Genomic DNA, 24,484 nt, shown 5'->3' with positions numbered 1-24,484 from the left:
TGCCGCCACCCGAACCCACCACCGCTATCGCGTGGTCCATCTGGCGACGACGCCACCAACAACGAGCGCGCCAGTGCCATTGGAGGCGCCGCACCCAAACCGGTAAATCCCCGCTGTAGTATTAGGCACTCCTTAGTCGAAGATGTCGAGCACGCTCCGCCATCCACGCGGTTTGCCGTGCTTGTCATGATGCTCCGCGTGGCCGTGGTGGTCGCCCCACGGGCGCTTCCCGTGCCTGTAGTCTTCGTGGTGACCACCATGCGGCGGCGCTGCGGACCACGGGGACGGCGCCGGGCCGCTCGGCTGACGATCCCTTGGCAGGAACGATGCCGGCTCCGGAGCGGCCTGTCGCTCCCGCTCGACGGCGAGAATCTTGTCGAGTTCTCCCCGGTCCAACCAGATGCCCAGGCACTCGGAACAGACGTCGAACTCCACACCGTGACGGAGCACGGCGGTCATTCCCGTCTTGCAGTTCGGACAGATCAGCAGCGACATCTCAGGGCTCCATTGGGAGGATCCGGATCGAACGCCTCGTCGGTCAATGACCGATGGGCTGCCAGCCGGGGTGGTCGAAATACGTGCCGTAGGCGACCAGGGAGCGGAGCACCTTCACCGTCCCCTGCACCCGCGCCGCATCGGACTTCAGCCCCTCGATCCCCTCGATGATGCCGGCCAGCACCACGTGCAGCTGGGCGTCGGCATCGGGCGGAAGGCGGCAGCTCCGGGTGATGCCGTCGACCTGCCCTTCCAGCGTCGCCGCCAGGGCCGCGTATTGCGCCGGGGTGTAGCTGTCGCCGTGCATCGCGCTGAGGTTCTGCGCCATCGTTTCGCGGATGGTCGCCATCCCCTGCCGGAGGGCGTCATCGGTCGCCCACTTCCGTCCCTGGTTCAGCGATAGTTGCGGGGTGCCGGCGGCATGTCCGTCATAGGTCGGCGAGGTGGCAGCGAACGATGGTCCCGCTGCTCCGAGGCTCAGGACGACGCCGATCAGGGCACCGGCTGCGGTCTTCTTCGAGATCATGGTTCTCCTCCTGTGTGGATGTGGTGTGATGATCCGCCGGCCGGATCAGTGGTCGTAGTTGCCCTGCGCGGCCAGCCGGTGGCAGGCCGCGCAGTTGGCCTTGGAGCCGACCTCCTTGCGGCGCCAGACGTCGGCGCGGAGGTCGTGCTCGTGCAGCCACCAGCGCTGCTCGGTGATGCGCAGCAGCCGGCCGTCGCCGCGCCCGGCGTTGCGCGTCAGGTAGGCGCGGATGTCGGCGGCCACCGCGTCGGGCAGGGTCGCCTTGTCGCCGAAATGGTCGGCCAGCCCGTCCATCACGCGGTTCCACGACGCGGCCGGCAGCAGCCCGGGCTGGAAGGCCATGTGGCACTCGCCGCATTCCTTCTGCGTCGCGGCGTGGGTGACGGGCGGCACGCGCTCCATCTCGTCGGCCCAGGCGCTGGAGACGGCGGTGGCGGCGAGCAGGAGGACGGCGGCGGTGACGATGCGCAGATGGGTGGGGCGCAGATGGGTGGGGCGCAGATGAGTGGGGCGCAGGTGCATGGACTCCTCCCTCAGGCGGCCAGCGCCGCCGGCCGCAGCGCGGCGTAGCGGCTGGCGAAGAACAGCAGCGGGTCGCCGTCGCGGTGCTCGAAGCGCTCGACACGGCCCAGGAACATGAGGTGGTCGCCGGCCTCGAAGACGTGCTCGACCGCGCACTCGAAGCGCGCCAGCGCGTCGTGCAGCAGCGGCATGCCGCCGCCGCCCGGCTCCCAGCCGGTCCCGGCGAAGCGGTCCTCAGCGCGGGACGCGAAGCGGTCGGACAGCGCCTGCTGGTCGGCGGCCAGCACGTTGACGGCGAAGCGCGGCGATTCGAGGAACAGCGGCAGCAGGGCGGAGCGCTGCATCAGCCCCCACAGCACCAGCGGCGGGTCGAGCGAGACCGAGCTGAACGAGTTGACGGTCAGCCCCACCGGGGCGCCGTCGGGGGCGAGCGTGGTGACCACCGCCACCCCGGTGGCGAAGCGGCCGAAGGCGATGCGCAGGGCGCGCGGGTCTGTGCTGTGGGGCATTGCAGGCTCGCTTATTGGGCGGACAGGTAGGTGATGAAGTCGCCCTTCTCCTGCGCCGTGCAGGCGCGGCCGAGGACGTTCGGGCAGTCGCGCTCGAAGCGCTTTTCCACCTCGGCCGGGTCGGTGAAGCGCTTGGGATTGACCGACACCGCCATCGGCGGAATGTCGCGGCCGGTCTTGTAATGGCGGCCGGTGGCGGTCGGGGTCTGCGTGTGGCAGGCGGCGCAGGCGTTGGTCTCCGCCTTGCCGCCGGCGTGCGGGCCGAGGTAGAGGGCGCGCCCGCGCTCGGCCGAGAAGCCGGCGAAGCCGGGCGTTTCCTTGACCGCCTGAGCGGCCAGCGTGTCGAGCAGCGCGGCGTGCGGGCCGCCCGCGGCGAGCGCCGGGCCGGCGGCCAGCGCGGCCGCCGTGGCGAGGATCAGGGGAAGCTTCATGGGGCTGGGTTCCGTATCGGGTCAGGCGGGGGCGCCGAGCGGGCGGGGCCGCTTCAGCCGGTGCAGGGCGAGCATGAGGGCGACGTGGCCGAGGACGATCCACAGCGCTATCTCGCCCAGCGCCTCGTGCAGGTCCTCCACCAGGGTCACGAAATCGGCGACGGCACCGGACAGAGCGGCTGCGCCGACGCCGATCAGCAGCGCCGCGGCCATCCAGGGGATCAGCGGGCTGCGGCCGGCGCGGGCCTGCGGGTCGCCGACGGCCAGCCGCACCACCCAGCGGCGTACGTCCTCAACCGATGGGCGGGGGAAGCGCAGCGGGCTGCCCTCAGCCGCTGTCAGCCCGGCGAGAACGCGGGTCGCCAGGGCGGTCAGCGCGGCGTAGCCGGAGAAGACGTGCATGCGGTAGGTGTCCTCGTCGCCGGTCAGGTAGGCGACCAGGAAGGCGCCGGACAGCGTGGCGTGGAACAGCAGCAGGAACGCCATCTCGGCGGTGGTCGGCTTGCGGGCGGCCATGGCGGGCCCTCCTCGGGGGTCAGTCGTGGTGTTCGGTGGCGAGGGCGGGCAGCCCGGACAGGCCGAGGCCGCCCGCCTGGTAGGCGGCCGCCAGGACCGTGATGAACGCGGCGGCGGCCAGCCCCTGGATCAGCATACGTTTCAGCATCGCGCGGCTCAGTCGTCGTCGTGGTGGCGCTCGCGCCGGCCATCACGGCCCTCGCCGCCTCGGCGGTCGGCGCCGCGGCCGAAGGCGGTGCCGTCGTCGCGGATGATCTGGCTGGCGCGGATGGCGCCCTGGCGCATGCCGCCGGTCACCGTGACCTGCTGGCCGGGCTGCAACCCCTCGGGCAGGAAGCCCTTGGTGGTGACGTCGATCTGGTCGCGGCCATCGCTCATGGTGAACCAGTTGGCCGCCACCTTCGAGACGGTGCCGATGGTGGTGCCGCCGCCGGCGGCCGTCAGCTCGGCGATCGGCTGCGGGGCGCCGGCGGCGGCGCCGCGGTCGCGGCCGTGGTGGTCGCCGGCCTGGGCGGCGCCCGCGGCCAGCGCCAGGGCGGCTGCGGCGAACGTGACGGTCTTCAGCATGGCTTGTGTCTCCGGATGTCGGCGCCCCTCGGCGCCCGATGACCGCACTCTAGGAGACGTGAGCTGAGCCGAGCCTTAATGCCCCGTTCAGCCGGCGTTCAGGTTCGCGGCGCCGTCAGGGGGTGGCGAAGTAATGGCCGACCAGCCGGCGCAACTCCTCGTCCACGCCGGCGTCGCCGAGCGCGGTGAGCCGCGCGTGCAGGTCTTCGGCGATGGCGGCGAAGCGCGCCAGCATCGCCGGTTCGAAGTGCCGCCCGGCGCCCTCGTGCAGGATGGCCATGGCTTGGGCGAAGGGCATCGGCTCCTTGTAGGAGCGGCGCGAGGTCAGGGCGTCGAACACGTCGGCGATGGCGAAGACGCGCGCCGCGGCCGGGATCGCCTCGCCCGCCAGCCCGGCGGGATAGCCGCTGCCGTCGAACTTCTCGTGATGGCCGCCCACCACGTCGGGGGCGTCGGCCAGCCACGCCGACGCGCGCAGGATGTCCAGCCCGTGCGCCACGTGGGTCTTCATCTCGGCGAACTCGGCGGCGTCCAGCTTGCCGGGCTTCAGCAGGATGCGGTCGGGGATGGTGATCTTGCCGACGTCGTGCAGGAAGGCCCCCTTGGTGGTGCCGATCCGCTGGATCGCGGCCACCGCGTCGACGGTCGCCGCCTGGATCGTGCCCACCTGGGCCGCGATGTCCTCGGTGGCCTTGGCGGTCTGGTTGGCCAGCGTCTTGACCTCCGACGCCACCACGGCGACCCCCTTGCCCGTCTCGCCGGCGCGGGCCGCCTCGATGGTGGCGTTGAGCGCCAGCAGGTTGGTCTGGCCGGCGATGACGTTGATGAGGCGGATCGCGTCGCCGATCCGGCCGGCGGCGTTCGCCAGCTCTTCGATGATGTGGTTGGTCTGCTCCGCCTGCTGGACCGCGTCGGCGGTCTGCCCGGCGACCTCGGCGATCTCCCCCGCCACCTGGGCCGACAGCCGGTCGGCGCCGTCGCTGCGCCGGGCGGTGTCGGTGGCGGCCTCCGACATGGCGGCGGCCGTGCCCTGGAGTTGCTCCGCCGAACCGGACAGCGTGCCGACGACGGTGCGGACGGAGTCGTCCAGCGCCTGCGCGAACGCCGCCAACTGGCCCCGCCTGTGGGCCTCGCCGGTGCGGCGGGTGGCGTCCTCGGCGGCACGATGCCCGGCCTGCTTGCGTTCCCGCTCGGCGGCGGCGTCCGCAGCCAAGCGGCGCGACTGGCGGATGGTGCGCTCCGCCCGCCAGATCACCAGCAGCAGGATGACGAACGCGATGCCGCCACACGCTACCGTAACCGCCAGAAGGCTCTCGAACAGGCGTCGGCTGTCCTTGCGGTCGCTCATCGGACTCTCCATCGCGTGGTCGATGGAGAGGACGCTACGGCGTAAGGCTGACGGCAGTCTTACGGCGGGACGGGAAGCCCCGACGCCGTCGTCGGTGACTCTGAACATCCGCTCGGTTGACCCGGTGCCCAGGCGGCCGCACGCATAGGCGCTGATCAAGCGATTGGGGATGGCTCACCCCAGCGGGGTGGCAAGCCGTCGTCGACCTTGGACGCGGACGGAGCCCCTGCCTGTGGCGCTCCGTCCATTCGGTTCATCAATCATCATCCCCGTCGAACGGGCCGCCGGGGGTGGCAGCGTAGCTTTCCGGACCATGGGAGGTTCCGTCGGCCAGGATGATTTCGCTGGCCATCAGTCCTCCCCGCCACGCCCGGCCGACGATGGTGATCGGGTCATTCTTGCGGACACCCTCGGGCAGGAAATGCCCCGTGGTCACGTCAACCCGAGCCGAGCCATCCTCGATGGTGAGCCAGTTCGAGCCACGCTCGGTCACCGCCCCGACGACGGTGCCGCCTCCGGCCCTGAGCACTTCGGCGATCGGCTGCGGGGCCGAGGGCTGGACGGCCGGTTGCTTCCGGTCCGCGTGCGCCGCCCCCACGCCGAGCATCGTGCCGGTGATGAGGGCGGCGGCGAGAATGACGGATGCTGTCGATGTACGCATTTCCCTTCCTCCTGTCGGCAGGCGCGGACGCGCCCAATGTAGGAGAGCTTGCCGGAATGGGCCTGAGCGGGGGCTGAACGGGGCGTTCAACTGCCGTTCAGGCGCCGCCGCGCCATGGTCCCGCGTCAGGGATGACGAGCCGCGCGGTCGGCAGGTCACTGGACGACCGTGGCCGGAGCCGCGCCACGACCCGCTTGCGTCGAGAGGATTTCCGCAGCTCTGGCCCGAGCCAGTTGGTCGCGCACGTGCGCGGTGGGCCAAGTCGACGTGGCCGTCTCTGCATTCAGCAACCCTCACCGTGACGTGGCCAAGCCCGTACAGGTGCGCCAGTCGCGCCTTGTATGCGGCCACCGGCTTCGGGTGGTTGCCATGCCCGATGTCGCGTTCGTCGTGGTCAGAGCAGGCGGAACATCCGCGACAAGGTCCGATGGCCGGCGAGTTGATGCAGGATGCCGATAGTGGGATGGACGGCGAGATAGGCCCACATCAGTGGTCCGGCAGCCTCATGAACTTCCTTCAGCGCGTGGACGACGGGCCCCATCGCACCGTTCTCCGCCATGCCGAAGTACATGACCATGCCGGTAAGCGCCAGGACGCTGGCGACCACCAGCCCCAGCCCTTGGAACGCTGCCGCGGCAGGGCGGGGCTCGTCAGCGTGCGGGATGCGACCGTTGCGGAGTTCCCCGCCCATGGTGAACAGATCGTCGCGCAGCGCCCGCAGGCGCGACGCCGCGAACCAGGGGAACAGCAGGATGGGACGACCGCCCAGGGCCGCGCGGCCGAGCGACCACGCCCAGTGCAGGGCGAGCGCCACCGCAAGGATCAGGCCCACGATCTCGTGGACCTCCCACAAGGCGTTCGGCAGCCGGTTCGGGCGGGGATAAACCATCACCAAGCAGACCAGCATCTGAATGGTCACGCCGCTGGCAATGGTGGCGTGGAGGAGACGCGTAACGCTATCATACGGCATGGGCATCGTCCTTTTGGACTTGGTTTGGCAGGACGGCATCACCCAACGTCTCACAGGCACGGAGGACATCCGTGCCTGCGGGCGGGCGGCGTGACAGGGCCACTATTGCCGCGGAACCTCCGAGGTGGCCTTGCTGAGTTCCTCGAGCTTGAGCAGCGCGCGCTGATGACCGTTGATGGCGGCTTGGCCGATCCAGTGGATCGCCTCGGTGCGGTTGGCCTGGAACCAGATGCCGTCGGCATACATCACGCCCAATCGGTACTGCGCCTCGCTGTCGCCGCCCTTGGCTTCGCGCAGGAACTCGCCGGCCGCGATGTCGAATGCACCGGCATCGTAGGCGCGGATGGCGCTCGCGGTGTCAGCCAAGGTGGGTGCCGTTGCCAGCATCGTCATGCAGGCGATTACAGCAGTGTATTTCATGGCACGTCCCCTCGAATTCCGTTGAATTCTCTGTGTATTTTGCCACTCCAGCGCCGCGGGGCACTGCTGCGGGTCCGCCTGTCAGTTATGCCGGAAGAGCGTTTTGCCCGCTCCGGTCAGTTCCGCGCGCCGGACAACGCGAAGATGGCTTCGTAGTACCGGCGATAGGATTCCTGCCCGACCTGGGCGCGCATCGCGGCCCGGAGCTGCTCGGGCTCGAGTCCCTGCGCCTCCAATGCGAATGCCTTCAGCGTCAGCGGGTGGCGGCCGACCGCCACGTCGGCCGCGGCGTCGCCTTCCGCCAGTTCGCGCGCCAGCGCCGTCGCGGCCAGGATCGCGTCGGTTTCCTCGTCGAGCATGGCGTCGATCCAGGCTTCCCGCCCCGCCGCATGCGCCGGCATCGGCGGTGTCCGGCCCAGGCAGGTGCGGCTGGCGTGCGTCGCCTCATGGCCAAGAACGATCCGGGCTTCGACGGCGTCGAGGCGCTCGGCCAGTACAATCACCCGCCAGTCGGCAAGCCAGAGGCCACTCAGCTTGGGCGGCATCGCCTGGCGCACCACACTGACCCCGCACGCCTCCAGCGCATGGGCCAGCGGCGCGCCGATGTGGGTGGAACGCAGTCCGTGGAGCGCATCCGCCGTCACGTCGCTCGCTCCAAGCGGGAGGTCCCGTGCCGTGTTCGCGCGGACGGCAGGTGCCACCGAAAGAAGGGTAAGGACGGCGATGGTCGGCAGCAGACGCATGGTACCTCTCCCCACGTGCTCCACGCACGGGCGCGCTCATGAGAGGAAGTTTGCCGAGCCTTGTTTGAACGCAGCCTGAACGGCGTGGACAGCGATTGCGCAAGGTCGGCTTTGGGTCAATAGATGCCCTATATGCCCCCGAGGCGCCCTTTTCCTTCCGCACACCGGACGGGCGGCTGACCGGCATCGGCCCCGAAGTGGTCCGGCGCGTGTTCGCCATGATGGGCGTCGCCAAGGCCGTCGGGGTGGAGAGCGAATTCGGCGCCCTCATCCGCGACCTGCGGGCCGGGCGCTTCGACGTGATCGGCACCGGGATGTTCATCCTTCCGGAGCGGTGCCGCCAAGCCGTCTTCTCGGAACCGATCTTCAAGGCGGGCTCGGGATTCGCCGTGCGGCCGGGCAACCCCCGGAACCTGCACGGCTTCGAGGACGTCGCGGCGGATCCCTCCGTGCGCCTGAGCATCGTCGCCGGGGCGGTGGAACTGGACTACGCGCGGGCGCTCGGTGTGGCCGAAAACCAACTGGTGATCTTCCCCGACGCCGCCGCGGCAGCCAACGGCGTGAAGGCGGGGCGGGTGGACGCGTACGCAGCGATGGCCGTCACCGTGCAGGACCAAGTGCAGCGCAGCCCCCGCCAGATGGAACGCGCTGAGCCGTTCCGAAACCCGCCCGGGAACGGCACGGGCCTCCTGGATCATAGCGGGTTCGCCTTCCGCCCCGAGGACACGGACCTGCGGAACGCTTTCAACCACCACTTGCGGGAACTGCTGCGCAGCCCAGGCTATCCGGATCTCGTCGCGCCGTTCGGCTTCACGGCGGCGGAACGTGCCGACCGGACGACCTCCGAACTGTGCGCGCCCCGTGGCACGAACCGGTAGAAGTCTCCAGCCGCCGAAGCAGCCGGTCACCCCATCGCGCGCATTCGTGACGAGTTCGCGGACACATCGGGTCCGCGTCCCGGCAGCCCGCTCCCAGGGGCGGCAAGAAGCCCCTTGTGCCCGATGCCCGGTTACGGCAAAGCTGGCTATGTCGGTTGAGCCGACTACCGCGGATGCACGCGCTTGCGGCCCATCGTCAGGGAACCATCGGAAGAGAGCGCCACGACTATGAACAAGGCCGACTTCACCGCCGCGGTCGCCGCTAGCCCGGATCATTCATCAGAGCTGAAGCTGGGGCGGCGGACGCGAGGTTAAGCCGCTGACTTCGTGTATGATTCTGGTGCTGAAGCAGTCTCACCACGGATCAACGGAGTTCACGCCCGCCATGGCCGAGAGTACCGGGGTTCTGCCCGGCTTGTCACCGGTTGCCGGCAAACCGGTCATTGCCGCCTTCGATGGGGGCCGCCTCACCTCCGACGCCGGCGTTCTGCTGCTGGCCGAGATCGACCGGCGGCTTGGGATCTGCGAGCGCCTGGCGGGCTGCATCGAGGATCGCCGCGCGCCCGAGCGCGTCCGGCACACGCTGGCGGAGATGATCCGCTTCCGTGCCCTGCTGATCGCCGCCGGCTACCCGGATGCCAACGACTGCGATACCCTGCGCAGCGATCCCGCCTTCAAGATGGCGGTCGGCCGGCTGCCGGAGAGTGGAGCGGATCTGTGCTCCCAACCCACGATCAGCCGGCTGGAAAACCTGCCCGGCGCGGTGGCGCTCAAGCGCATGATGGCGGCCATGGTGGAGCCGTTCTGCGACAGCTTCGCCACGGCGCCTCGTGCTGGACATCGACGACACCGAGGACCGCGTCCACGGCGCCCAGCAACTGTCCCTCTTCCACGCCCACTACGACGGGCGCTGCTTCCTGCCGATGCACATCTACGAGGCGACCACCGGCAAGCCGGTCGCCGTCATCCTGCGCCCCGGCAAGACGCCGGACGGCGCCGAGGTGGCGCTGGTGCTGCGCCACGTCGTGCGAGCCATCCGCGCCCGCTGGCCGCGCGTCGATATCCTGGTGCGCGGCGACAGCCATTACGGCCGCCACGAGGCCATGAGCTGGTGCGAACGAAACCGCGTCGGCTACGTCTTCGGCTTGGGCGGCAACAAGGTTCTGCTCGGGCAGGTCACCGACCTGGCCGAGGACGCCGCCATGGGCCGGCTCGCCGGCGAGGCGGACAAGGTCCGGCGCTTCGGCGAGTTCCGTTACGCCGCCCGCACCTGGAAGGTCGAGCGCCGGGTCATCGCCCGGATCGAGGCGTCGGCCCAGGGCACCGACACGCGCTTCATCGTCACCAACCTGACCGGCACGCCCAAGGCGCTGTACGAAACCATCGACTGCGCCCGCGGCCAGATGGAGAACCTGATCAAGGCCCACAAGCTGCATCTCGCCTCCGACCGGACGTCGTGCAGCAAGGCAACCGCCAACCAGTTCCGGCTGCTGATCCACACCGCTGCCTACTGGCTGCTGCACACCTTGCGCGGCTTGGCGCCGAAGGCGCCGTTCTGGCGCGAGGCGCAGTTTGACACGCTGCGCCTCGGCCTCATCAAGGTGGCGGCGCGGGTCACCGAAATGGTGACGCGCATCAAGGTGTCGCTGCCGACCAGCTTCCCCTACCAGGAAAGCCTCGCGGGGCTGGCCGCACGCACCGTCAAGCTGCCGCCGTGATTGCTGGGGCGACGTGCCCCCGAACGAACCTGTCCCCGCAACCCTCCAGCCCCGTCATGCCGCGCCGTTGGCGCCACCTATCGCCACGCCTCCGGGGCGCCGTTCCAAAACGCTGATGAATGATCCGGGCTAGCAGCGGTGCCTCGAGCGCCAAACGGTCGACCGCCTGTTTCAGATCGTGAGCCATCCGTTCGATGATGGGTGGTCCGGCCTGCGGGGCGTGGGAGGCACCAGCAGTGCCATGGCCGCGTGCGTCCCAGGCGTACACGGTGAAGCTCTTGGCCAGAGTGGGGATGAACCGATCCCATGCGGTATGGTCCGCCGCCCACTCGTGCAGCAGGATGAGTGGGCGCCCGTGCCCTGCCCGCCAGAGCGGGATCGGCTGACCGTCGTCGGCATGCACCACAACCGTCTCGGCCATCTCCGGCATGGGTGCTCTCGCCATTGTGGTCTCTGAATTGCCGCTGGTTCCATCGCCCCAGCCGTGGCTGGATGCCCGACGGGTGTGGTTTTAGAGGGAAACGCCAAGCGTGTCGATCTGGCGCCGGGAGGTGCCGCCCACCACGATCCGTTTGGCACTTCGGCAACAAGGATGGCAAGGAGGCGGGCCAGACCCCAGCCGAGAGAGGCGTACTCCTCCGCAGCATCGCAGACAGCCGTTTCTGGCGCGAAGCTGCCGCCCGGGAGCGGCAGTTCCTGACCCAAACCGGACACTGGGCAACCAGCAGAATCCCGTCCGGATCGCAGGCAGCAAAGCGTAAGCTTCCGCCAAACACACACGTCAGTGCGTGTGCCGGTGGTGGGTGTCCGGGTAGTGCGCATGCGCGTGGACCAGCGGCTTGTGCACGTGCGGATGGCTGTGCGGCTCTGGTCCTTCCCAGCCCTCGTGTTCATGCTGGTGGTGCTCGTCGTGCACGTGGCGGTGCTCGTGCCGCATCGGCTCGTGCCGGTGCCGATGCTCATGCCGCTCGACGAGGTGCAGGTACAGCCCGATGCCCATCAGCGCCGCCGCCGCCACGAACCGCACCGTCACCGGCTCGCCGAACACAAGGATCGCCACCGCGGCCCCCGCGAAGGGGGCCAGCGAGAAGTAGGCGCTGGTCCGCGCCGAGCCGAGGTGGCGCAGCGCCAGCACGAACAGGGTGAGCGACACCCCATAGCCCAGGAAGCCGACAACCGCCGCGCCCAGGAGCGGCCCGGCTGACGGCAGCGCGGCGCCGACGGACAGGGCGAGGGCGACATTCACCGTCCCGGCAACCGCGCCCTTGAGCATGGCGATCTGGAGCGGGTCGGCCTCCGACAGCTTGCGGGTCAGGTTGTTGTCGATGCCCCACGCTAGGCACGCCCCGGCGATGGCGACGCCGCCCCAGCCGATCCCCTCCGGGCCGCCGCTCCACGACAGCAGCAGCGCCCCCGCCAGGATCGCCGCCGCCCCGAGTGCGATGCGCCGATCCACGTTCTCGCGGAACACCACCCAGGCGATGCCCAGTGTGAACAGGCCCTCGAGATTCAGCAGCAGCGCGGCCGTCGAGGCGGGGGTCGTGCCCAGGCCCACCATGAGCAGGACCGGACCGGCGACGCCCCCGGCCAGGATGACGGTGGCCAGCCAGGGCAGGTCTCGGCGCGCGAGCGGCGCCTCGGACGACGCCCCGCTCCGGACGCGTCGGATCACGTGGAGGACGGCCAGCCCGACGCCGGAGGCGAGGTAGAGCAGTCCGGCGAGCATCCACGGGCTGATGTCGCCGAGCAGCGCCTTGGCGAGCGGCGTGCTGGCGCCGAACAGCGCGGCCGAGAAGAGGGCGTAGGCAATGCCCTGCCACCCGTGTGCCATCCCTTTCCTCCCATGGGTTCTGGACGCCCCGAGGGGCAACACCTCCGGGACGCCGGAGTCGCTCCGCGCCCAGGTCAGTCCTTGCGGCAGGAGGCCGAGGCCATCGCCCACAGTTTCCCCAGGTCCTGCGCCTTGGTCCGCTCGTCGGCGGCAACCGCCTTCTGCCGGATGACCGCCGCCAGCAGCTTGTGGTCCTTCTCCGTGGTGCCCCACTTCTCCATCTGCCGCATGGAGCACCCGCACATGGAGGTGATCTTGCCGTCGGAATACTTCGCATGGTCGGCGGTGGCGAAGCACGCGGCGGCCGGGTCCTCGCCGCAGCCCGCGAGCAGGGTGACCGCGACGACCGGCAGGAACCTGCTCAGACGCATGAAGGGGCCTCTCAGAGGTACTTGGTGATTTCCTTGAACTCGCGGATCGCCGCCTTCGCGTCGCGCTCCGGCGCGTCGACCGCGTGCTCCAGGCAGTGGTCGATGTGGTCGTGGATGAACGCCACCTTGGCGTTCTCCAGCGCCTTCGCGACGGCGCTCATCTGCTGCGCCACGTCCAGGCAGGAGCGGCCCGATTCGATCATTTCGATGACGCCGCGCAGGTGCCCCTCGGCACGCTTCAGCCGCTTCACGATGTCGGGATGGGAGGTGTGCTCGCTCATGGCCTGTATGCTATCCCCCGGGAGGGGATATGACAACGGGTCTCCGCCCGCCCTACATGGCCGGATGCGCGGCCATCATGACCGTCGTGCCGGTCCACCAGCCCAGCTTGCGCACCCGCCCGACGTGTTGGTCAGCGGTCGCAGGCGGCATCGCTGCCGCGGAGCGCCGGGGCGCGAAGTGATGACGTTCGAGCAGGACTACGGGGCAGGCCGGTACACCCACACCGCGGCGGGTTCCCGGCCGCTCGCCCTCACGCCGAGAAAGAGCCGGTCAAGTTCGGGAACCCACAGCGAGGTCCGAGCGCCGGGGGGCGTCGGTATCCTTCCAAGCTCCCGGTAGGTGCCGTCCTGCCCCTGGAACACGTCGAGGGCTCCCTCGCCGCAACTGATGTAGAGGCGATGGCGCTTGCCGTCGAAGAACACGTTGTCGGCGTCGCCGCACGTCGGCACGCGCGCGACGACATCACCCCGCATAGTGTCGAAGACCGCCAGGGTGGCAGGCTTGCGGTAGACGACCGCCAAGTGTCCGGCGGCGCCGTCGAGCGCCATCGGGAAGTTGGCCGCGGCGCCGCTCAGTGTCCACGTCGCGACCTGACGCCGGCTGTTGCGGTCCACCACCGCGATCTGCCGCGCGTCCGGGACGTTCACGTACGCCCGGGGGCCGGTCGGCTCCAGTTGGAACGACTCCGGATGTCCGGCGAGGCGGATCTCGCCGACCTTCCTCCCCGACGCGGCGTCCAACGTCGCCAGGGCACCGCTGCCGTATCCGACGACCACCTGGTTGGCAGCTGCGTCGAAGCGGACGTTGTCGGCATCGTCGCCGAGCGTCACCGGGTCGAGGGCCGCGAAATCAGCCGCCCTGAACCGGCGGACCGTTCCGTCCCCGCCACTCGCGACGCAGATCGCATCGGCTCCCGGTATGTAGCCGACCCCCTGAGGCTCCTTGAGGCCGGAGAGGCGGTGGACGACCGTGCTCCGGGCGAGATCCAGCACCCCCACGGAGCCGTTGCCAAGCTCGGCGACGAAGAGATGCTGCCGGGCGAGGTCGATCGCGAAGTGGTCGATCCGGCCGGAGACGTCGCCCAGCGGGATCTTCCGCTCCAGCGTCAACGCCTCCGTGGTTGCCGCCGACACCGGGAGCGGGTGCCAGCCGATGAGAAGCGCGGCCGAGGCCGCGACCACGGTCAGTTTGTCGATGCAGGACGCCATCGCCCTCACCTCCTCAGCCCACCCCCGGCCCGCGCCCAGGCTCACCGCTGCGCCTGGGCCTCGAAGCCGTCGAAGTGGATGACGCTGTCCGCCTTGGTCCACAGCCCGACCTTGCCCGCTTCCTTGAAGGTGCCGTCCGTCGCCTCGAACAGTGTCTGGCCGTCGAGGGAGACCTCCATCCGGTCGCCCTGGACGGTCAGGCCGAGCGTGCGCCACTCCCCGCTGCGGAGCTTGACCGTCTTCCCGGTGATTTCGGAGCGGCGGCCGTTCACGACCTTGTAGAGGTTGACGTTGTCCTCCAGGGCGTTCGCCCGCACGACGTAGTAGTTCCCGGCGTCGCGGAATCGGGCCACCAGCCCGGCGCCCTGGTCCACCTTGCCCGACACCGGCCTGAAGCGCACCGTCAGCCGGACGTCGGCGGCGGTGAAGGCGCTCTCGATGCACAACGGGAACCGATAATCGGTGCTGTCCGCGCTGGTCTGCGCCAGTACCTTAGCGCCCGCCGGCGAGGACGGGTCCTCGACCACCTTCCACTCGGGCGGTGCGCCCTTGCCGGTGAGGGCGACGGAGAATCCGGGCGGGAGGCTTCCCGGCTTGTCGCCCTCGAAGTCGAAGCGGACCGTCTGGCCTGGACCAGCCGCCAGAGCCTGACCGAGGGCGGCGACAGCGGTCAGGACCGCCGCCGCCCCCGTTTTCCTCCACGATCCCGAAACGCCCATGTCCGTCTCCTACTGCTTCGCCGGGGCCTCCGAGGTCTGGGTGCGGGCGATGTTCACGCGGTCGAGCGCCGCGCGCAGGCCGGGGGTCAGCTTGCGCGGCTCGTCCACGCCCCAGAAGTGCATGAAATAGAGCCGCGGCTCCTCGGCCAGCATGTGCGTGTGCAGCGCCGTCACCTCCAGGCCGTTCGCCGTCAGCGCCTGGATCACCGGGTTGACCTCCTCGGCCGTGAGCACGAAGTCTCCCGTGGTTGCCGCCTTGCCCGCTCCGGCGGCCTGGAAGTTGATGGCGATGGCGGTGCCCATGGCGGGCGGCACCGGCGCGCCCATGTCCTGCACCGCCTCGGCGCGCGGGATGCTGAACTGGTAGGTGCCCCCGGCCGCCTTGCCTTTCTGCCCAAGCGCCGCCTCCAGCGCCGCCGCGTCCAGGTCGAGCGCCTGTTCGGCAGGAGCGGGGACTTCCTGGAGCATCTCGCTCTTGGCCAAGGCCCCGCGGATCGCCTGTGCCAGCTTCACCGGGTCGCCCGTCCCGGCGATGTGCATGTACAGCGTGGACGGGGATGCGCGCAGGATGTGGTTGTGGACGGCCGTGATCTCGATGCCGTTCTGCACCAAGCTCCTCATCACCGGCGCGACCTCCTGCTCCGTGAGCACTAGGTCGCCCATGGCCATGGCGTGCCCGCCGTCGCCTCTGAACGCGACCCAGGAGCCGAGCGCCAGCGCCGGTTTGATCGCGACGCCGTCCACCGTCACCTTCAGGTCCGTGCGGGGGATCGAATACTTGTAGACGTCGCCCGGCTGCACCGCCCCGGCTCGTCCCATCGCCCCATCGACGGCCTTCCACGCCGGGTCGGCCGCGGGCGCGGCGTTTGACAGCCCCGCCGTCGCGAACCCGAGAACCAGGGCTGCGATGTGTCGCTTCATGGCGTCTCTCCTTACATCAGGCGACCGCTGCCCATCCGGCGGGCGGCCAGGTGTGCGCCTCGCCCTGGCACTCCCGGCACCAAGCGTAGAGCGCGTCGTAAACGACCATGCCGTGGCGGAGCATCTCGTGGTCGTCCTTGAACACGGCGGAGAGGCCGAGCGAGACGGCGTACAGCCCGGCCGACTGCGGCGTCAGGTCAAGACGCGACGTGTCGGCGCCACGGACGATGACGGCCAAGCGCTGCAGCGCCGGGTCGTCCAGGCGGTACTTGATGAGGACGGCGTCGAAGCTGCACAGGTCGCCGGCGTGGCTGAGCTCGACGCCAGGGATGTCGTAGGGGACGGCGCCGGTTTCCCGAGCCACGTCCAGCACGCGGTCGCCGGGCACGTAGAGGAACTCCGGCTGCTCGTCGATGAACCGGGCGATCAGCCAGGGGCAGGCGATGCGGTCGATCTTCGGACGTTCGCGGGTGACCCACTTCATGGCGGGACTCCTTGGGCAGGGGTTCAGGGCTTCGGCACGGTCGGCGCCCCCATGGCGCGCCACGCCGAGATGCCGCCGGCCAGCGTGCGGGCGGAGACGCCCCGGCGCCGCAGTTCGGCGACCGCGTCCCGGCTCACCTGAAATCCGTAGACGCAATAGGCCAGGACCTCGCGGTCCTTGGGCACACCGTCGGCCCACTCCGCGATGCGCCGGGCGTCATGGTGGACGGCGGTCGGCAGCATGTCGGGAGACTTCGCCAGATCCTCGTCCCAGCAGACGTCGAGCACGAGGATCTCGCCGCCCTCGATCACCCGCCGCGCCTCGACGACGCTCATCTCCGGGACTTCGGCATCCGCGGGTCGCGACGCCGGGCGGAGCCCCTCGGCGGCGCGCCGGTGGCGGCCGGCGACACGGTCCCAGGCGATGTTGGCCATGAAGGCATCGACGTAGGCGCCCGCCCTGGCGCCGAAGTCGAGGTGGTAGGCATGCTCGTACATGTCGAGCGCCAGCACCACGCGGCCGTCGCCCAGCGTGTGGGCGTGGTCGGCCGCCCAGACGTTGCGCAGCCGGCCGTCCCGTTCCGACAAGGTCAGCAGCACCCAGCCGGAGCCGCCGCCGAGCGCCTTGCCCATGGCGGTGAACTCCTGCCGCCAGCGTGCCACCGCCCCGAAGTCCCGCTCCAGCGCAGCGGCGAACGCGCCCCCGGCGTCGCCGCTGCCGCCGAGGCTGTCGAAGTACGCCTCGTGCAGGATCATCGAGTTCGCGGCGATCAGTTCCTCGCGCTTCAGGCCGTTGATGACGAACGTCGGCGCCGCGCTCCAGTCGAGCCGGGCGAGGTCGGCTTCGATGGCGTTCAGGCGGCGGACGGCGCCGCCGTAGTTGTTCTCGTAGTGGCTGACGAGCAAGCGCTCGGAGAGGCCGTTCAGCCAGGGCGGCTTGAACGGCAGCGGTGCGACCTCATAGGGCATGGCACACCTCCAGGCGGTCGTCGGACATCCGGCGCCGAAACGGACTGTACGCTTGCCAAACAAATGATACAAGCGTTACGTTATTGGTATGTCTGAGATACAGGTGCCCGTATGAGCGATGCGTCCCACGCGGCCGATGTGCGATACGCTTGGCTGCTGTTGGCGCATCAGCTGCCGCCGAAGCCCGCGTACTTCCGCGTCAAGGTCTGGCGCCGCCTCCAGGGGCTGGGCGCGATAGCGATCAAGAACTCGCTCTACGCGCTGCCCGCCGGGGAGCAGACGCAGGAGGACTTCCAGTGGCTGCTGCGCGAGATCGTCGAGGGTGGAGGCGAAGCGGCGGTGTTCGAGGCGCGCTTCATCGACGGCCTCTCCGACCGGGAGGTGCGGGCGCTGTTCGACAAGGCCCGCGACGCTGACTATGAGGCGCTCGCCGCCGAAGCCCGCGCGGTGGCGGAGGTGTTGGCGGGTGAGCCGGAGACGTGGCGCGGCCGCTCCAGGGAATTTCGCGCCCAGGTGACCCGCCTGCGGCGGCGCATGGCGGAGATCGTCGCCATCGACTTCTTCGGCGCGGGCGGGCGGATGCCGGTGGAAGGACTCCTCGCCGGGATCGAGGCCCGGCTCATGCAGGCCGAAGGCGGTTTGGAACAGGAGGAAGAGGCCATGGACGCTGCTGACATTGGGCCGCTGAGAGGCCGAACCTGGGTGACGCGCCGGGGTGTGCTGGTGGACCGCATCGCCTCGGCCTGGTTCATCCGCCGCTTCATCGACCCGGAGCCCCGGTTCAAGTTCGTCGCCGACAAGGGCTATGTCCCGGAGCCGGACGAACTCCGCTTCGACATGTTCGAGGCGGAATTCACGCACGAGGGCGACCACTGCACCTTCGAGGTTCTACTGGCCAAGCTGGTCAAGCCGGAGCGGGCGCTCCAGGCGATCGCCGAGATCGTGCACGACATCGACCTCAAGGACGGCAAGTTCCAGCGCGAGGAGGCGGCCGGTATCCGGACGCTGATCTCCGGCATCGCCGCCGCGACGGACGACGACGAGCGCCGCCTGGAGCGCGGGGCGGCGGTGTTCGAGGACCTCTATGAGCACTTCCGCAGGAAGCGCGACTGAGGAGAGGAGCGGTGGCCTCGATTGTCCGCGCGGTCTCCGCTTCGGCACCTCCCCTCGTGTCCGGACCGTGGAGCGTGCGATAAAAACCACTGGAAAGAACCCTGGCGCTGTAGCACGCTCCGTCAAGATTCGGGTCAGCCTTTTTCCCAAAACAAACAAAAATGAGGACCACCATGGCTTCTGATGCTTGGAAGATCATCTACACGCTGACGGACGAGGCGCCGCGCTTGGCAACGGCGTCCTTCCTGCCCATCGTCCGGACCTTTGCCTCACAAGCCGGCATCGAAGTCGTGGCAACGGACATTTCGGTGGCCAATCGCATCCTGGGCGAGTTCCCCGAGTACCTGAGCGAGCAGCAGAGGGTGCCCAATGTGCTGGCCGAACTGGGCAAGAAGACGCTGGAGCCGGACGCCAACATCATCAAGCTGCCCAACGTCTCCGCCTCGGTGGCCCAACTCGTCGCCGCGGTCAAGGAGTTGCAGTCCAAGGGATTCAACGTTCCCGATTTCCCCGACGACCCCAAGACCGACGCCGAAAAGGCCATTCGCGCCCGCTACAACAAGTGCCTGGGCTCGGCCGTGAACCCGGTGCTGCGCGAGGGCAACTCTGACCGCCGCGCGCCGAAGGCGGTCAAGGAATACGCCCGCAAGAACCCGCACAGCATGGCCGAATGGAGCCAGGCGTCGCGCACCCACGTCTCGCACATGCACCACGGTGACTTCTACCATGGTGAAAAGTCGATGACGCTGGACAAGGCGCGCGACGTCAAGATGGAGCTGCTCACCAAAAGCGGCAAGGCCATCACCCTCAAAGAGAAGATTTCCTTGCTGGACAAGGAAGTCATCGACAGCATGTTCATGAGCAAGAAGGCGCTGCTCGATTTCTATGAAAAGCAGATCGACGACGCCTACAAGACCGGCGTGATGTTCTCGCTGCACGTCAAGGCCACCATGATGAAGGTGTCGCACCCGATCGTGTTCGGCCACTGCGTGCGCATTTTCTACAAGGACGCGTTCGAGAAGCACGGCAAGCTGTTCGAGGAACTCGGCGTCAACGTCAACAACGGCATGGTCGATCTGTACAACAAGATCGCCAAGCTGCCGCAATCCACACAGGATGAGATCAAACGCGACCTGCACGCCTGCCACGAGCACCGTCCCGAACTGGCGATGGTGGACTCGGCCAAGGGCATTACCAATTTCCACTCGCCCAACGACGTGATCGTGGACGCCTCGATGCCGGCCATGATCCGTAACGGCGGCAAGATGTGGGGGGCGGACGGCCGCCTGAAGGACGTGAAGGCCGTGATGCCGGAATCGACCTTCGCCCGCATCTACCAGGAGATGGTCAACTTCTGCAAATGGCACGGCGCCTTCGATCCCAAGACCATGGGCACCGTGCCGAACGTCGGCCTGATGGCCCAGCAAGCCGAGGAATACGGCTCGCACGACAAGACGTTCGAGATCCCCGAGGACGGCGTGGCGAACATCACCGATCTCGCCACCGGCGAGGTGCTGCTGAGCCAGAACGTCGAGCAGGGCGACATCTGGCGCATGTGTCAGGTCAAGGACGCCCCGATCCGTGACTGGATCAAACTGGCGGTGACGCGCGCGCGCAACTCCGGCATGCCGGCCGTGTTCTGGCTGGACCCGTACCGCCCGCACGAGAACGAGCTGATCAAGAAGGTCAAGGTATACCTGAAGGATCACGACACCACGGGCCTCGACATCCAGATCATGAGCCAGGTGCGCGCCATGCGTTACACGCTGGAGCGCGTGATCCGCGGCTTGGACACCATCTCGGTGACCGGCAACATCCTGCGCGACTACCTGACCGACCTGTTTCCGATCATGGAGCTGGGCACCTCGGCCAAAATGCTGTCGATCGTCCCACTGATGAACGGTGGCGGCATGTATGAGACGGGCGCGGGCGGCTCGGCGCCGAAGCACGTGCAGCAGCTGGTGGAGGAAAACCATCTGCGCTGGGACTCGCTGGGCGAGTTTCTGGCCCTCGCCGTGTCGCTGGAGGACCTTGGAATCAAGGGAAACAACCACCGCGCCACGCTGCTGGCCAAAACGCTGGACGCCGCCACGGGTAAGCTTCTGGACAGCAACAAGTCGCCGCGCGCAAAGACCGGCGAACTCGACAATCGCGGCAGCCAATTCTACCTCGCGATGTACTGGGCCCAGGAACTGGCCGCCCAGACTGAGGACGCCAAACTGGCGGCTACGTTTGCGCCGCTGGCGAAGACCCTGGCTGAGAGTGAAGTCAAAATTCTTGCGGAGCTCAACGAAGTCCAGGGCCGTCCGGCCGACATCGGCGGTTACTATCTGCCCGACGCAGGGAAGCTCGAAGCCGTGATGCGGCCGAGCGCTTCTCTCAACGCCGCCCTGGCGAGCGTATCCGCGTAAGCCGAGCGGTTCGTCCGCCTGTGGCGTACCCATCCCCGGGGCGCCACAGGCGGCTGAACTCATAGAGCAGCGCTTCCTGCATCACCGCCCATCATCGCTGTACCCTTCTCTGCTCAGGAGGACTGAATCAGGACTTCGGGCCGCCGACAACCCCGACTTTTTCCACACTATCGGCGAGAAGCCGTTACGAACGGCCATCAGAAGCGGTGGTCAGCATTCCGGCCCCCGCGACGCTGGACGAGCAGCGGTGTTGAGGGATCCATCCGTCGCTCGGTCCTGGCCGTGGGGAGATCGCACACATCTGTTCGATCGCAGCGAAGATCGGCTGCAATCCCGAGACGCTGCGCGGCTGGATCCGGCAGGCCGAGCGTGACCAGGGCAAACGCTCCGGCCCGGGTACGAAAGGTCTGGCGGCGGTGGCGGCGCAAGGGCTTTGACGTGGCGCGCTGCACGGTGGCCCGGCTGATGCGCCAGATGGGCCTGAAAGGGGCGACGCGCGGCAAGGCGGGGCGCACCACGTTCAGCGAGCGGGCAGCGCCTTACCCAGCCGACCGGGTGAACCGCCGGGGAGACTGGTTCAACCACCGGCACCGGCTCGAACCCATCGGCAACATTCCTCCCGCCGAGGCGCGTTATTATGCTCAAACCGAGGACGGCGCCACGGCGGCCTGAACCAACCAAACCGGCCTCCAACAAACCCGGCGCGGTTCAGTATAGCGAAAGGATTTCGTCTCCACCCACGATCGCCGATCATCACTCGGCCAGCTCACGCATGACTTTGATCAGATCAGACTTACCCTCGAACCCGATTCCGGGCAGCTCGGGCATGACAATGTGCCCATCCTCGACGCGCACGCCGTCCGGGAAGCCGCCATAGGGTTGGAACAGGTCCGGATAGCTCTCGTTGCCGCCAAGCCCGAGACCGGCGGCGATGTTGAGCGACATCTGGTGGCCGCCGTGCGGGATGCAGCGGGCGGGCGACCAGCCGGAGCGCTCCAGGACGTCGAGCGTGCGCAGATACTCGACCAAGCCGTAGGACAGGGCGCAGTCGAATTGCAGCCAGTCGCGGTCGGGCCGCATCCCGCCATAGCGCAGGAGGTTGCGCGCGTCCTGGTGCGAGAACAGGTTCTCGCCGGTCGCCATGGGACCGGGATAGAACTCGGCCAACGCGGCCTGCAGCGCGTAGTCGAGGGGGTCGCCGGCCTCCTCGTACCAGAACAGCGGGTAGTCACGCAGCATCTTCGCGTAGGCAATGGCCGTCTCGAGATCGAAGCGCCCGTTGGCATCGACGGCCAGTCGGGCGTGAGAGCCGATCTCGGCAAGCACGGCCTCGATCCGGCGCCGGTCTTCGTCGATGGCGGCCCCGCCGATCTTCATCTTCACGACGGTGTAGCCGCGGTTGAGATAGCTGCGCATCTCCGCCCGCAACGCCGCATCGTCCTTGCCGGGGTAGTAGTAGCCGCCGGCCGCGTAGACGAAGACGCGAGGGTTCGCCGCGCGCTTCTTGCGCTCAGCCAACAGGCGGAAGAGCGGTTTGCCGGCGATCTTGGCCGTGGCGTCCCAGACCGCCATGTCGAGGGTGCCCACGGCCACAGACCGCTCGCCGTGCCCGCCCGGCTTTTCGTTCGTCATCATCGCCGCCCAGATCCGGTGCGGATCCAGGTTGCTGCCATCGTCGTCGAGGAGGCTGTCGGGGGCCGCATCGAGGATCCGGTCGCGGAAGCGCTCGCGGATGAGACCGCCCTGGCCGTAGCGGCCGTTCGAGTTGAAGCCGTAGCCAACCACGCGCCGCCCGTCGCGCACTACATCGGTGACCACCGCCACCAGACTCGCGGTCATCTTCGAGAAGTCGATGTAGGCGTTGCGGATCGGCGAGGCGATCGGCTTGGTGATCTCGCGGACGTCGATGATGCGCATGGATGCTCCCCCTTGGGGTGAAAACGGTGACGTCGAGGTGCGCGCTACAAGGACGCTCCCCCGCACACGAAAATTCTCTGCCCGGTGATGGCGGCCGCGGCGTCGGACAGGAGGAACGCCGTCAGCGCGGCGACCTCCTCCGGCTTGATGAAGCGTCCGATTGGAGGCAGCTTCGGTGGCAGGCCGGCTCGACTGGGATCTTTCAGCATCGGCGTGTCGGTCGCCCCCGGCGCCACCACGTTGACCGTCACACCGCGCGGTGCCAGCTCCAGTGCCCAGGAGCGCGCCAGACCGACCATGGCCGCCTTGCTCGCCGCGTACTGGCTGCGGCCGGCGGCGCCCTCGGCGGTCCGGCTGCCGATCAGGACGATGCGCCCGCCGCCGGACATCCGTGCAGTCACGTGCTCCACCAGTTGCGTCGCGGCCTCGACATGCAGACGCCACATCGTCCGGGCGTCGCCGGAGTCGAGTTCACCGAGCGGGCCTATCCGCATGATGCCGGCCGCGTGCACCAGCGCGTCCACCACCGGCAACCGGGCAAGAGCCTCGGCCACGGCGTCGGCGTCCAGCAGGTCCACCGGCGTGACGTGCAGGCGTGGGTGATCGAGCGCGGGAGCCGTCCGGCTCATCCCCTCTACTACCCAGCCCTCGCGCAGGAGCTGCTCGGCGATGGCGGCGCCGATGCCGGAACTCACCCCGGTGACCAGCGCCCGGCGGGGCTGCTCCCTGCTTGCCCCGTTCATGGACCGGCGCTCACCCAGTCCGGCGAGACGCGGGAGTACTTGATGGCTTGGCGGAAGTAGGTGAAGGCGACGTGCAGAGCGCCGTCCTCCGCCTGGGTGATCGACGGGTAGGAGAATTCCCGGTTGAGGCCCTCCTTGGAATTGTTGGTCATGCAATAGCCATCGCCGACCTCCAGGTTGCGGCGCACCGGCCAAGTGATCCCGCCGTCGCTCGACAAGGCAAGCGTCATCGGTGCCCGAGGCGCACCCCAGAATGCCTTGCGCACCTGCGGCGGTGCAGATGCTGGTGCGGCCGGGTCGCCGGTGGGTGCCGCATCGTCCTCGATGTCGTCGTACAGCGACTGCCGCCGCTCGGTGACGCCCTCGGCGCTGGACTCGTTGAAGACCATGGCGAGCCGGCCGTCGCGCAGCGCCGTCACTTGGATCGAGGAGTTGTTGTTGGGCAACTCGGTCGGCACCGGCGCGCTCCAGGTCCGTCCGTTGTCTTGGGAGTGGCTGCGGTAGACCCGGTCGGCCCAGCGGCTGCGATAGAAGGCGGCCAGCGTGCCGTTCGGCAGCGGCACGACACTCATGTGGACGCAACCGACGCTGTCGGGCACGGGGTGCTCCGTCCAGGTCCGGCCCTGGTCGGTGGAGATCTTGACCGCGCTGGTGTCGTTGTCGCCCACCCACTTCACACCCGGCGTCCCGTGGCAGAGGAACACCGGCAGCAGCCAGTCGCCGTTTGGCAGCACGACCACCGGCTGGCGGATGAAGATGCCGTCCTGCCCTGCCCCCTCGAACAAGGTGCGGATCGGCCCCCAACTCAGCCCGTTGTCGGGCGAGGTTCGGCAGCGCACGATGGCGGTGTCCTGGTTGCCGGAGATTTGCGCCGTGTAGAACAGCCACAGGGTTCCGTCCGGTGCCGGGAACAGGACGGGGTTCTGCTCCGAGCGCGTTGGGTCGTCGGACAGCCGGACGGGATCGGTCCAGCGGTTGGATCCGGCGGCCAGCCGCGAGAAGTAGATGGAGATGTCCGGAATGCCCTCCTGCGTGCCGCCAAACCAGACGCAGGCGAGATCCCCACCTGGCAGCGCGACGATGTTGGCGGCGTGGTTCTGGACGCAGGGCGACGGTAGGTAGGCGTCGAGGCGCTGCGGGTCCCCAGCCGCGGGCGCTACGCGCCCACGGTCGGTGGGAAGGGTGAAAGTCGAGGTCAAGGTCGTGGTCATG

General features: G+C 68.8%; 28 protein-coding genes and 2 pseudogenes. 5 read left to right on the top strand and 25 right to left on the bottom strand.

All coding sequences use genetic code 11. From position 1 onward, the window contains the following. Positions 1-132 precede the first annotated feature (132 nt). The 13 genes from ACSVDD_RS27760 to ACSVDD_RS27700 form a co-directional block, all read right to left on the bottom strand. Positions 133-495 (bottom strand): TFIIB-type zinc ribbon-containing protein, encoded by a 363-nt coding sequence (locus ACSVDD_RS27760; RefSeq protein WP_448192668.1) that lies wholly within the window; start codon positions 493-495, stop codon positions 133-135. Between the two features lie 43 nt (positions 496-538). Further along, on the bottom strand, positions 539-1,021 hold the full coding sequence (locus tag ACSVDD_RS27755) for a hypothetical protein (protein ID WP_448192667.1): 483 nt from the start codon (positions 1,019-1,021) through the stop codon (positions 539-541). 45 nt (positions 1,022-1,066) lie between these two features. Beyond that, positions 1,067-1,543, bottom strand: coding sequence for a diheme cytochrome c (locus ACSVDD_RS27750; RefSeq protein WP_448192666.1), 477 nt, complete (start codon positions 1,541-1,543; stop codon positions 1,067-1,069). 11 nt (positions 1,544-1,554) lie between these two features. Beyond that, positions 1,555-2,052, bottom strand: a complete 498-nt coding sequence (locus ACSVDD_RS27745; protein WP_448192665.1) for a flavin reductase family protein — start codon at positions 2,050-2,052, stop codon at positions 1,555-1,557. 11 nt (positions 2,053-2,063) lie between these two features. After that, a complete protein-coding gene (locus ACSVDD_RS27740; RefSeq protein WP_448192664.1) occupies positions 2,064-2,483 on the bottom strand; it encodes a DUF1924 domain-containing protein in 420 nt (139 codons plus the stop codon). 21 nt (positions 2,484-2,504) lie between these two features. Next, on the bottom strand, positions 2,505-2,999 hold the full coding sequence (locus ACSVDD_RS27735) for a hypothetical protein (RefSeq protein WP_448192663.1): 495 nt from the start codon (positions 2,997-2,999) through the stop codon (positions 2,505-2,507). Between the two features lie 19 nt (positions 3,000-3,018). Further along, complete coding sequence (locus tag ACSVDD_RS27730) at positions 3,019-3,147, bottom strand: hypothetical protein (RefSeq protein WP_448192662.1); 129 nt, start codon at positions 3,145-3,147, stop codon at positions 3,019-3,021. 8 nt (positions 3,148-3,155) lie between these two features. Then, a complete protein-coding gene (locus ACSVDD_RS27725; RefSeq protein ID WP_448192661.1) occupies positions 3,156-3,566 on the bottom strand; it encodes a cytochrome c maturation protein CcmE domain-containing protein in 411 nt (136 codons plus the stop codon). 115 nt (positions 3,567-3,681) lie between these two features. Then, complete coding sequence (locus ACSVDD_RS27720; protein ID WP_448192660.1) at positions 3,682-4,914, bottom strand: HD domain-containing phosphohydrolase; 1,233 nt, start codon at positions 4,912-4,914, stop codon at positions 3,682-3,684. Positions 4,915-5,170: 256 nt separating this feature from the next. Further along, positions 5,171-5,575 carry a cytochrome c maturation protein CcmE gene (locus tag ACSVDD_RS27715; RefSeq protein WP_448192659.1) on the bottom strand — a complete coding sequence of 135 codons (405 nt, stop codon included), beginning with the start codon at positions 5,573-5,575 and terminating at the stop codon, positions 5,171-5,173. A 394-nt stretch (positions 5,576-5,969) separates the two neighbouring features. Continuing rightward, positions 5,970-6,545, bottom strand: coding sequence for a cytochrome b/b6 domain-containing protein (locus ACSVDD_RS27710; RefSeq protein ID WP_448192658.1), 576 nt, complete (start codon positions 6,543-6,545; stop codon positions 5,970-5,972). A 102-nt stretch (positions 6,546-6,647) separates the two neighbouring features. Beyond that, positions 6,648-6,965, bottom strand: coding sequence for an SEL1-like repeat protein (locus ACSVDD_RS27705; protein WP_448192657.1), 318 nt, complete (start codon positions 6,963-6,965; stop codon positions 6,648-6,650). Between the two features lie 116 nt (positions 6,966-7,081). Next, positions 7,082-7,708, bottom strand: coding sequence for a hypothetical protein (locus ACSVDD_RS27700; protein ID WP_448192656.1), 627 nt, complete (start codon positions 7,706-7,708; stop codon positions 7,082-7,084). Positions 7,709-7,803: 95 nt separating this feature from the next. On the opposite strand from ACSVDD_RS27700, the gene ehuB reads away from it, so the two are divergent. Both ehuB and ACSVDD_RS27690 read left to right on the top strand, forming a co-directional pair. Then, a complete protein-coding gene (ehuB, locus tag ACSVDD_RS27695; RefSeq protein WP_448192655.1) occupies positions 7,804-8,586 on the top strand; it encodes an ectoine/hydroxyectoine ABC transporter substrate-binding protein EhuB in 783 nt (260 codons plus the stop codon). Between the two features lie 385 nt (positions 8,587-8,971). Further along, positions 8,972-10,304: pseudogene (locus tag ACSVDD_RS27690) on the top strand (IS1380 family transposase). On the opposite strand, the gene ACSVDD_RS27685 reads toward ACSVDD_RS27690, so the two are convergent. From ACSVDD_RS27685 to ACSVDD_RS27645, 9 genes are all read right to left on the bottom strand, one after another. After that, positions 10,288-10,734, bottom strand: a complete 447-nt coding sequence (locus tag ACSVDD_RS27685) for an alpha/beta fold hydrolase (RefSeq protein WP_448192654.1) — start codon at positions 10,732-10,734, stop codon at positions 10,288-10,290. The pseudogene ACSVDD_RS27690 and the gene ACSVDD_RS27685 overlap by 17 nt on opposite strands. Positions 10,735-11,085: 351 nt before the next feature. Next, a complete protein-coding gene (locus ACSVDD_RS27680; RefSeq protein WP_448192653.1) occupies positions 11,086-12,135 on the bottom strand; it encodes a DMT family transporter in 1,050 nt (349 codons plus the stop codon). A gap of 74 nt (positions 12,136-12,209) precedes the next feature. Beyond that, the gene (locus ACSVDD_RS27675; protein ID WP_448192652.1) at positions 12,210-12,506 is read right to left on the bottom strand and encodes a hypothetical protein; all 297 of its coding nucleotides are present in this window, start codon (positions 12,504-12,506) and stop codon (positions 12,210-12,212) included. Between the two features lie 11 nt (positions 12,507-12,517). Next, the gene (locus ACSVDD_RS27670) at positions 12,518-12,787 is read right to left on the bottom strand and encodes a metal-sensing transcriptional repressor (protein ID WP_448192651.1); all 270 of its coding nucleotides are present in this window, start codon (positions 12,785-12,787) and stop codon (positions 12,518-12,520) included. 198 nt (positions 12,788-12,985) lie between these two features. Then, on the bottom strand, positions 12,986-13,996 hold the full coding sequence (locus tag ACSVDD_RS27665) for a YncE family protein (RefSeq protein WP_448192650.1): 1,011 nt from the start codon (positions 13,994-13,996) through the stop codon (positions 12,986-12,988). Between the two features lie 41 nt (positions 13,997-14,037). After that, a complete protein-coding gene (locus ACSVDD_RS27660) occupies positions 14,038-14,715 on the bottom strand; it encodes a hypothetical protein (protein ID WP_448192649.1) in 678 nt (225 codons plus the stop codon). Positions 14,716-14,724: 9 nt separating this feature from the next. Beyond that, the gene (locus ACSVDD_RS27655) at positions 14,725-15,636 is read right to left on the bottom strand and encodes a DUF1259 domain-containing protein (protein ID WP_448192648.1); all 912 of its coding nucleotides are present in this window, start codon (positions 15,634-15,636) and stop codon (positions 14,725-14,727) included. Between the two features lie 16 nt (positions 15,637-15,652). Next, the gene (locus tag ACSVDD_RS27650; protein WP_448192647.1) at positions 15,653-16,120 is read right to left on the bottom strand and encodes a chromate resistance protein ChrB domain-containing protein; all 468 of its coding nucleotides are present in this window, start codon (positions 16,118-16,120) and stop codon (positions 15,653-15,655) included. 23 nt (positions 16,121-16,143) lie between these two features. Next, positions 16,144-17,088: a Fe-Mn family superoxide dismutase gene (locus ACSVDD_RS27645; RefSeq protein WP_448192646.1), complete on the bottom strand. Its 945-nt coding sequence runs from the start codon at positions 17,086-17,088 to the stop codon at positions 16,144-16,146. Between the two features lie 111 nt (positions 17,089-17,199). Between ACSVDD_RS27645 and ACSVDD_RS27640 the strand changes: the two genes are divergently transcribed. The 3 genes and pseudogenes from ACSVDD_RS27640 to ACSVDD_RS27630 all read left to right on the top strand — a co-directional run. Beyond that, entirely contained in the window at positions 17,200-18,201 is a 1,002-nt protein-coding gene (locus ACSVDD_RS27640; RefSeq protein ID WP_448192645.1) for a chromate resistance protein ChrB domain-containing protein, read from the top strand. Between the two features lie 173 nt (positions 18,202-18,374). After that, positions 18,375-20,612, top strand: coding sequence for an NADP-dependent isocitrate dehydrogenase (locus ACSVDD_RS27635; protein WP_448192644.1), 2,238 nt, complete (start codon positions 18,375-18,377; stop codon positions 20,610-20,612). 293 nt (positions 20,613-20,905) lie between these two features. After that, positions 20,906-21,179 (top strand): annotated as a pseudogene (locus ACSVDD_RS27630) (IS3 family transposase); the annotation flags it as partial. A 186-nt stretch (positions 21,180-21,365) separates the two neighbouring features. On the opposite strand, the gene ACSVDD_RS27625 reads toward ACSVDD_RS27630, so the two are convergent. Genes ACSVDD_RS27625 through ACSVDD_RS27615 form a run of 3 tightly spaced genes read right to left on the bottom strand, consistent with a single transcriptional unit; the run spans position 21,366 to position 24,483 of the window. Then, a complete protein-coding gene (locus ACSVDD_RS27625; RefSeq protein ID WP_448192643.1) occupies positions 21,366-22,529 on the bottom strand; it encodes a mandelate racemase/muconate lactonizing enzyme family protein in 1,164 nt (387 codons plus the stop codon). A 44-nt stretch (positions 22,530-22,573) separates the two neighbouring features. After that, positions 22,574-23,272 (bottom strand): SDR family NAD(P)-dependent oxidoreductase, encoded by a 699-nt coding sequence (locus tag ACSVDD_RS27620; protein WP_448192642.1) that lies wholly within the window; start codon positions 23,270-23,272, stop codon positions 22,574-22,576. Beyond that, the gene (locus ACSVDD_RS27615; protein ID WP_448192641.1) at positions 23,269-24,483 is read right to left on the bottom strand and encodes a sialidase family protein; all 1,215 of its coding nucleotides are present in this window, start codon (positions 24,481-24,483) and stop codon (positions 23,269-23,271) included. The genes ACSVDD_RS27620 and ACSVDD_RS27615 overlap by 4 nt, the downstream gene beginning before the upstream one ends. Position 24,484: the final 1 nt, after the last annotated feature.

The organism is Azospirillum terrae (assembly GCF_053470425.1).
The sequence above is the reverse complement of the archived record's forward strand: the minus strand, read 5'-3'. Positions and strand labels throughout refer to the sequence as shown.

What these genes read in the sequence shown, in the direction of transcription:
- ACSVDD_RS27760 (WP_448192668.1), bottom strand. Translation starts at nt 495, where the DNA reads ATGTCGCTGCTGATCTGTCCGAACTGCAAGACGGGAATGACCGCCGTG.
- ACSVDD_RS27755 (WP_448192667.1), bottom strand. Translation starts at nt 1,021, where the DNA reads ATGATCTCGAAGAAGACCGCAGCCGGTGCCCTGATCGGCGTCGTCCTG.
- ACSVDD_RS27750 (WP_448192666.1), bottom strand. Translation starts at nt 1,543, where the DNA reads ATGCACCTGCGCCCCACTCATCTGCGCCCCACCCATCTGCGCCCCACC.
- ACSVDD_RS27745 (WP_448192665.1), bottom strand. Translation starts at nt 2,052, where the DNA reads ATGCCCCACAGCACAGACCCGCGCGCCCTGCGCATCGCCTTCGGCCGC.
- ACSVDD_RS27740 (WP_448192664.1), bottom strand. Translation starts at nt 2,483, where the DNA reads ATGAAGCTTCCCCTGATCCTCGCCACGGCGGCCGCGCTGGCCGCCGGC.
- ACSVDD_RS27735 (WP_448192663.1), bottom strand. Translation starts at nt 2,999, where the DNA reads ATGGCCGCCCGCAAGCCGACCACCGCCGAGATGGCGTTCCTGCTGCTG.
- ACSVDD_RS27730 (WP_448192662.1), bottom strand. Translation starts at nt 3,147, where the DNA reads ATGCTGAAACGTATGCTGATCCAGGGGCTGGCCGCCGCCGCGTTCATC.
- ACSVDD_RS27725 (WP_448192661.1), bottom strand. Translation starts at nt 3,566, where the DNA reads ATGCTGAAGACCGTCACGTTCGCCGCAGCCGCCCTGGCGCTGGCCGCG.
- ACSVDD_RS27720 (WP_448192660.1), bottom strand. Translation starts at nt 4,914, where the DNA reads ATGAGCGACCGCAAGGACAGCCGACGCCTGTTCGAGAGCCTTCTGGCG.
- ACSVDD_RS27715 (WP_448192659.1), bottom strand. Translation starts at nt 5,575, where the DNA reads ATGCGTACATCGACAGCATCCGTCATTCTCGCCGCCGCCCTCATCACC.
- ACSVDD_RS27710 (WP_448192658.1), bottom strand. Translation starts at nt 6,545, where the DNA reads ATGCCGTATGATAGCGTTACGCGTCTCCTCCACGCCACCATTGCCAGC.
- ACSVDD_RS27705 (WP_448192657.1), bottom strand. Translation starts at nt 6,965, where the DNA reads ATGAAATACACTGCTGTAATCGCCTGCATGACGATGCTGGCAACGGCA.
- ACSVDD_RS27700 (WP_448192656.1), bottom strand. Translation starts at nt 7,708, where the DNA reads ATGCGTCTGCTGCCGACCATCGCCGTCCTTACCCTTCTTTCGGTGGCA.
- ACSVDD_RS27685 (WP_448192654.1), bottom strand. Translation starts at nt 10,734, where the DNA reads ATGCCGGAGATGGCCGAGACGGTTGTGGTGCATGCCGACGACGGTCAG.
- ACSVDD_RS27680 (WP_448192653.1), bottom strand. Translation starts at nt 12,135, where the DNA reads ATGGCACACGGGTGGCAGGGCATTGCCTACGCCCTCTTCTCGGCCGCG.
- ACSVDD_RS27675 (WP_448192652.1), bottom strand. Translation starts at nt 12,506, where the DNA reads ATGCGTCTGAGCAGGTTCCTGCCGGTCGTCGCGGTCACCCTGCTCGCG.
- ACSVDD_RS27670 (WP_448192651.1), bottom strand. Translation starts at nt 12,787, where the DNA reads ATGAGCGAGCACACCTCCCATCCCGACATCGTGAAGCGGCTGAAGCGT.
- ACSVDD_RS27665 (WP_448192650.1), bottom strand. Translation starts at nt 13,996, where the DNA reads ATGGCGTCCTGCATCGACAAACTGACCGTGGTCGCGGCCTCGGCCGCG.
- ACSVDD_RS27660 (WP_448192649.1), bottom strand. Translation starts at nt 14,715, where the DNA reads ATGGGCGTTTCGGGATCGTGGAGGAAAACGGGGGCGGCGGCGGTCCTG.
- ACSVDD_RS27655 (WP_448192648.1), bottom strand. Translation starts at nt 15,636, where the DNA reads ATGAAGCGACACATCGCAGCCCTGGTTCTCGGGTTCGCGACGGCGGGG.
- ACSVDD_RS27650 (WP_448192647.1), bottom strand. Translation starts at nt 16,120, where the DNA reads ATGAAGTGGGTCACCCGCGAACGTCCGAAGATCGACCGCATCGCCTGC.
- ACSVDD_RS27645 (WP_448192646.1), bottom strand. Translation starts at nt 17,088, where the DNA reads ATGCCCTATGAGGTCGCACCGCTGCCGTTCAAGCCGCCCTGGCTGAAC.
- ACSVDD_RS27640 (WP_448192645.1), top strand. Translation starts at nt 17,200, where the DNA reads ATGAGCGATGCGTCCCACGCGGCCGATGTGCGATACGCTTGGCTGCTG.
- ACSVDD_RS27635 (WP_448192644.1), top strand. Translation starts at nt 18,375, where the DNA reads ATGGCTTCTGATGCTTGGAAGATCATCTACACGCTGACGGACGAGGCG.
- ACSVDD_RS27625 (WP_448192643.1), bottom strand. Translation starts at nt 22,529, where the DNA reads ATGCGCATCATCGACGTCCGCGAGATCACCAAGCCGATCGCCTCGCCG.
- ACSVDD_RS27620 (WP_448192642.1), bottom strand. Translation starts at nt 23,272, where the DNA reads ATGAACGGGGCAAGCAGGGAGCAGCCCCGCCGGGCGCTGGTCACCGGG.
- ACSVDD_RS27615 (WP_448192641.1), bottom strand. Translation starts at nt 24,483, where the DNA reads ATGACCACGACCTTGACCTCGACTTTCACCCTTCCCACCGACCGTGGG.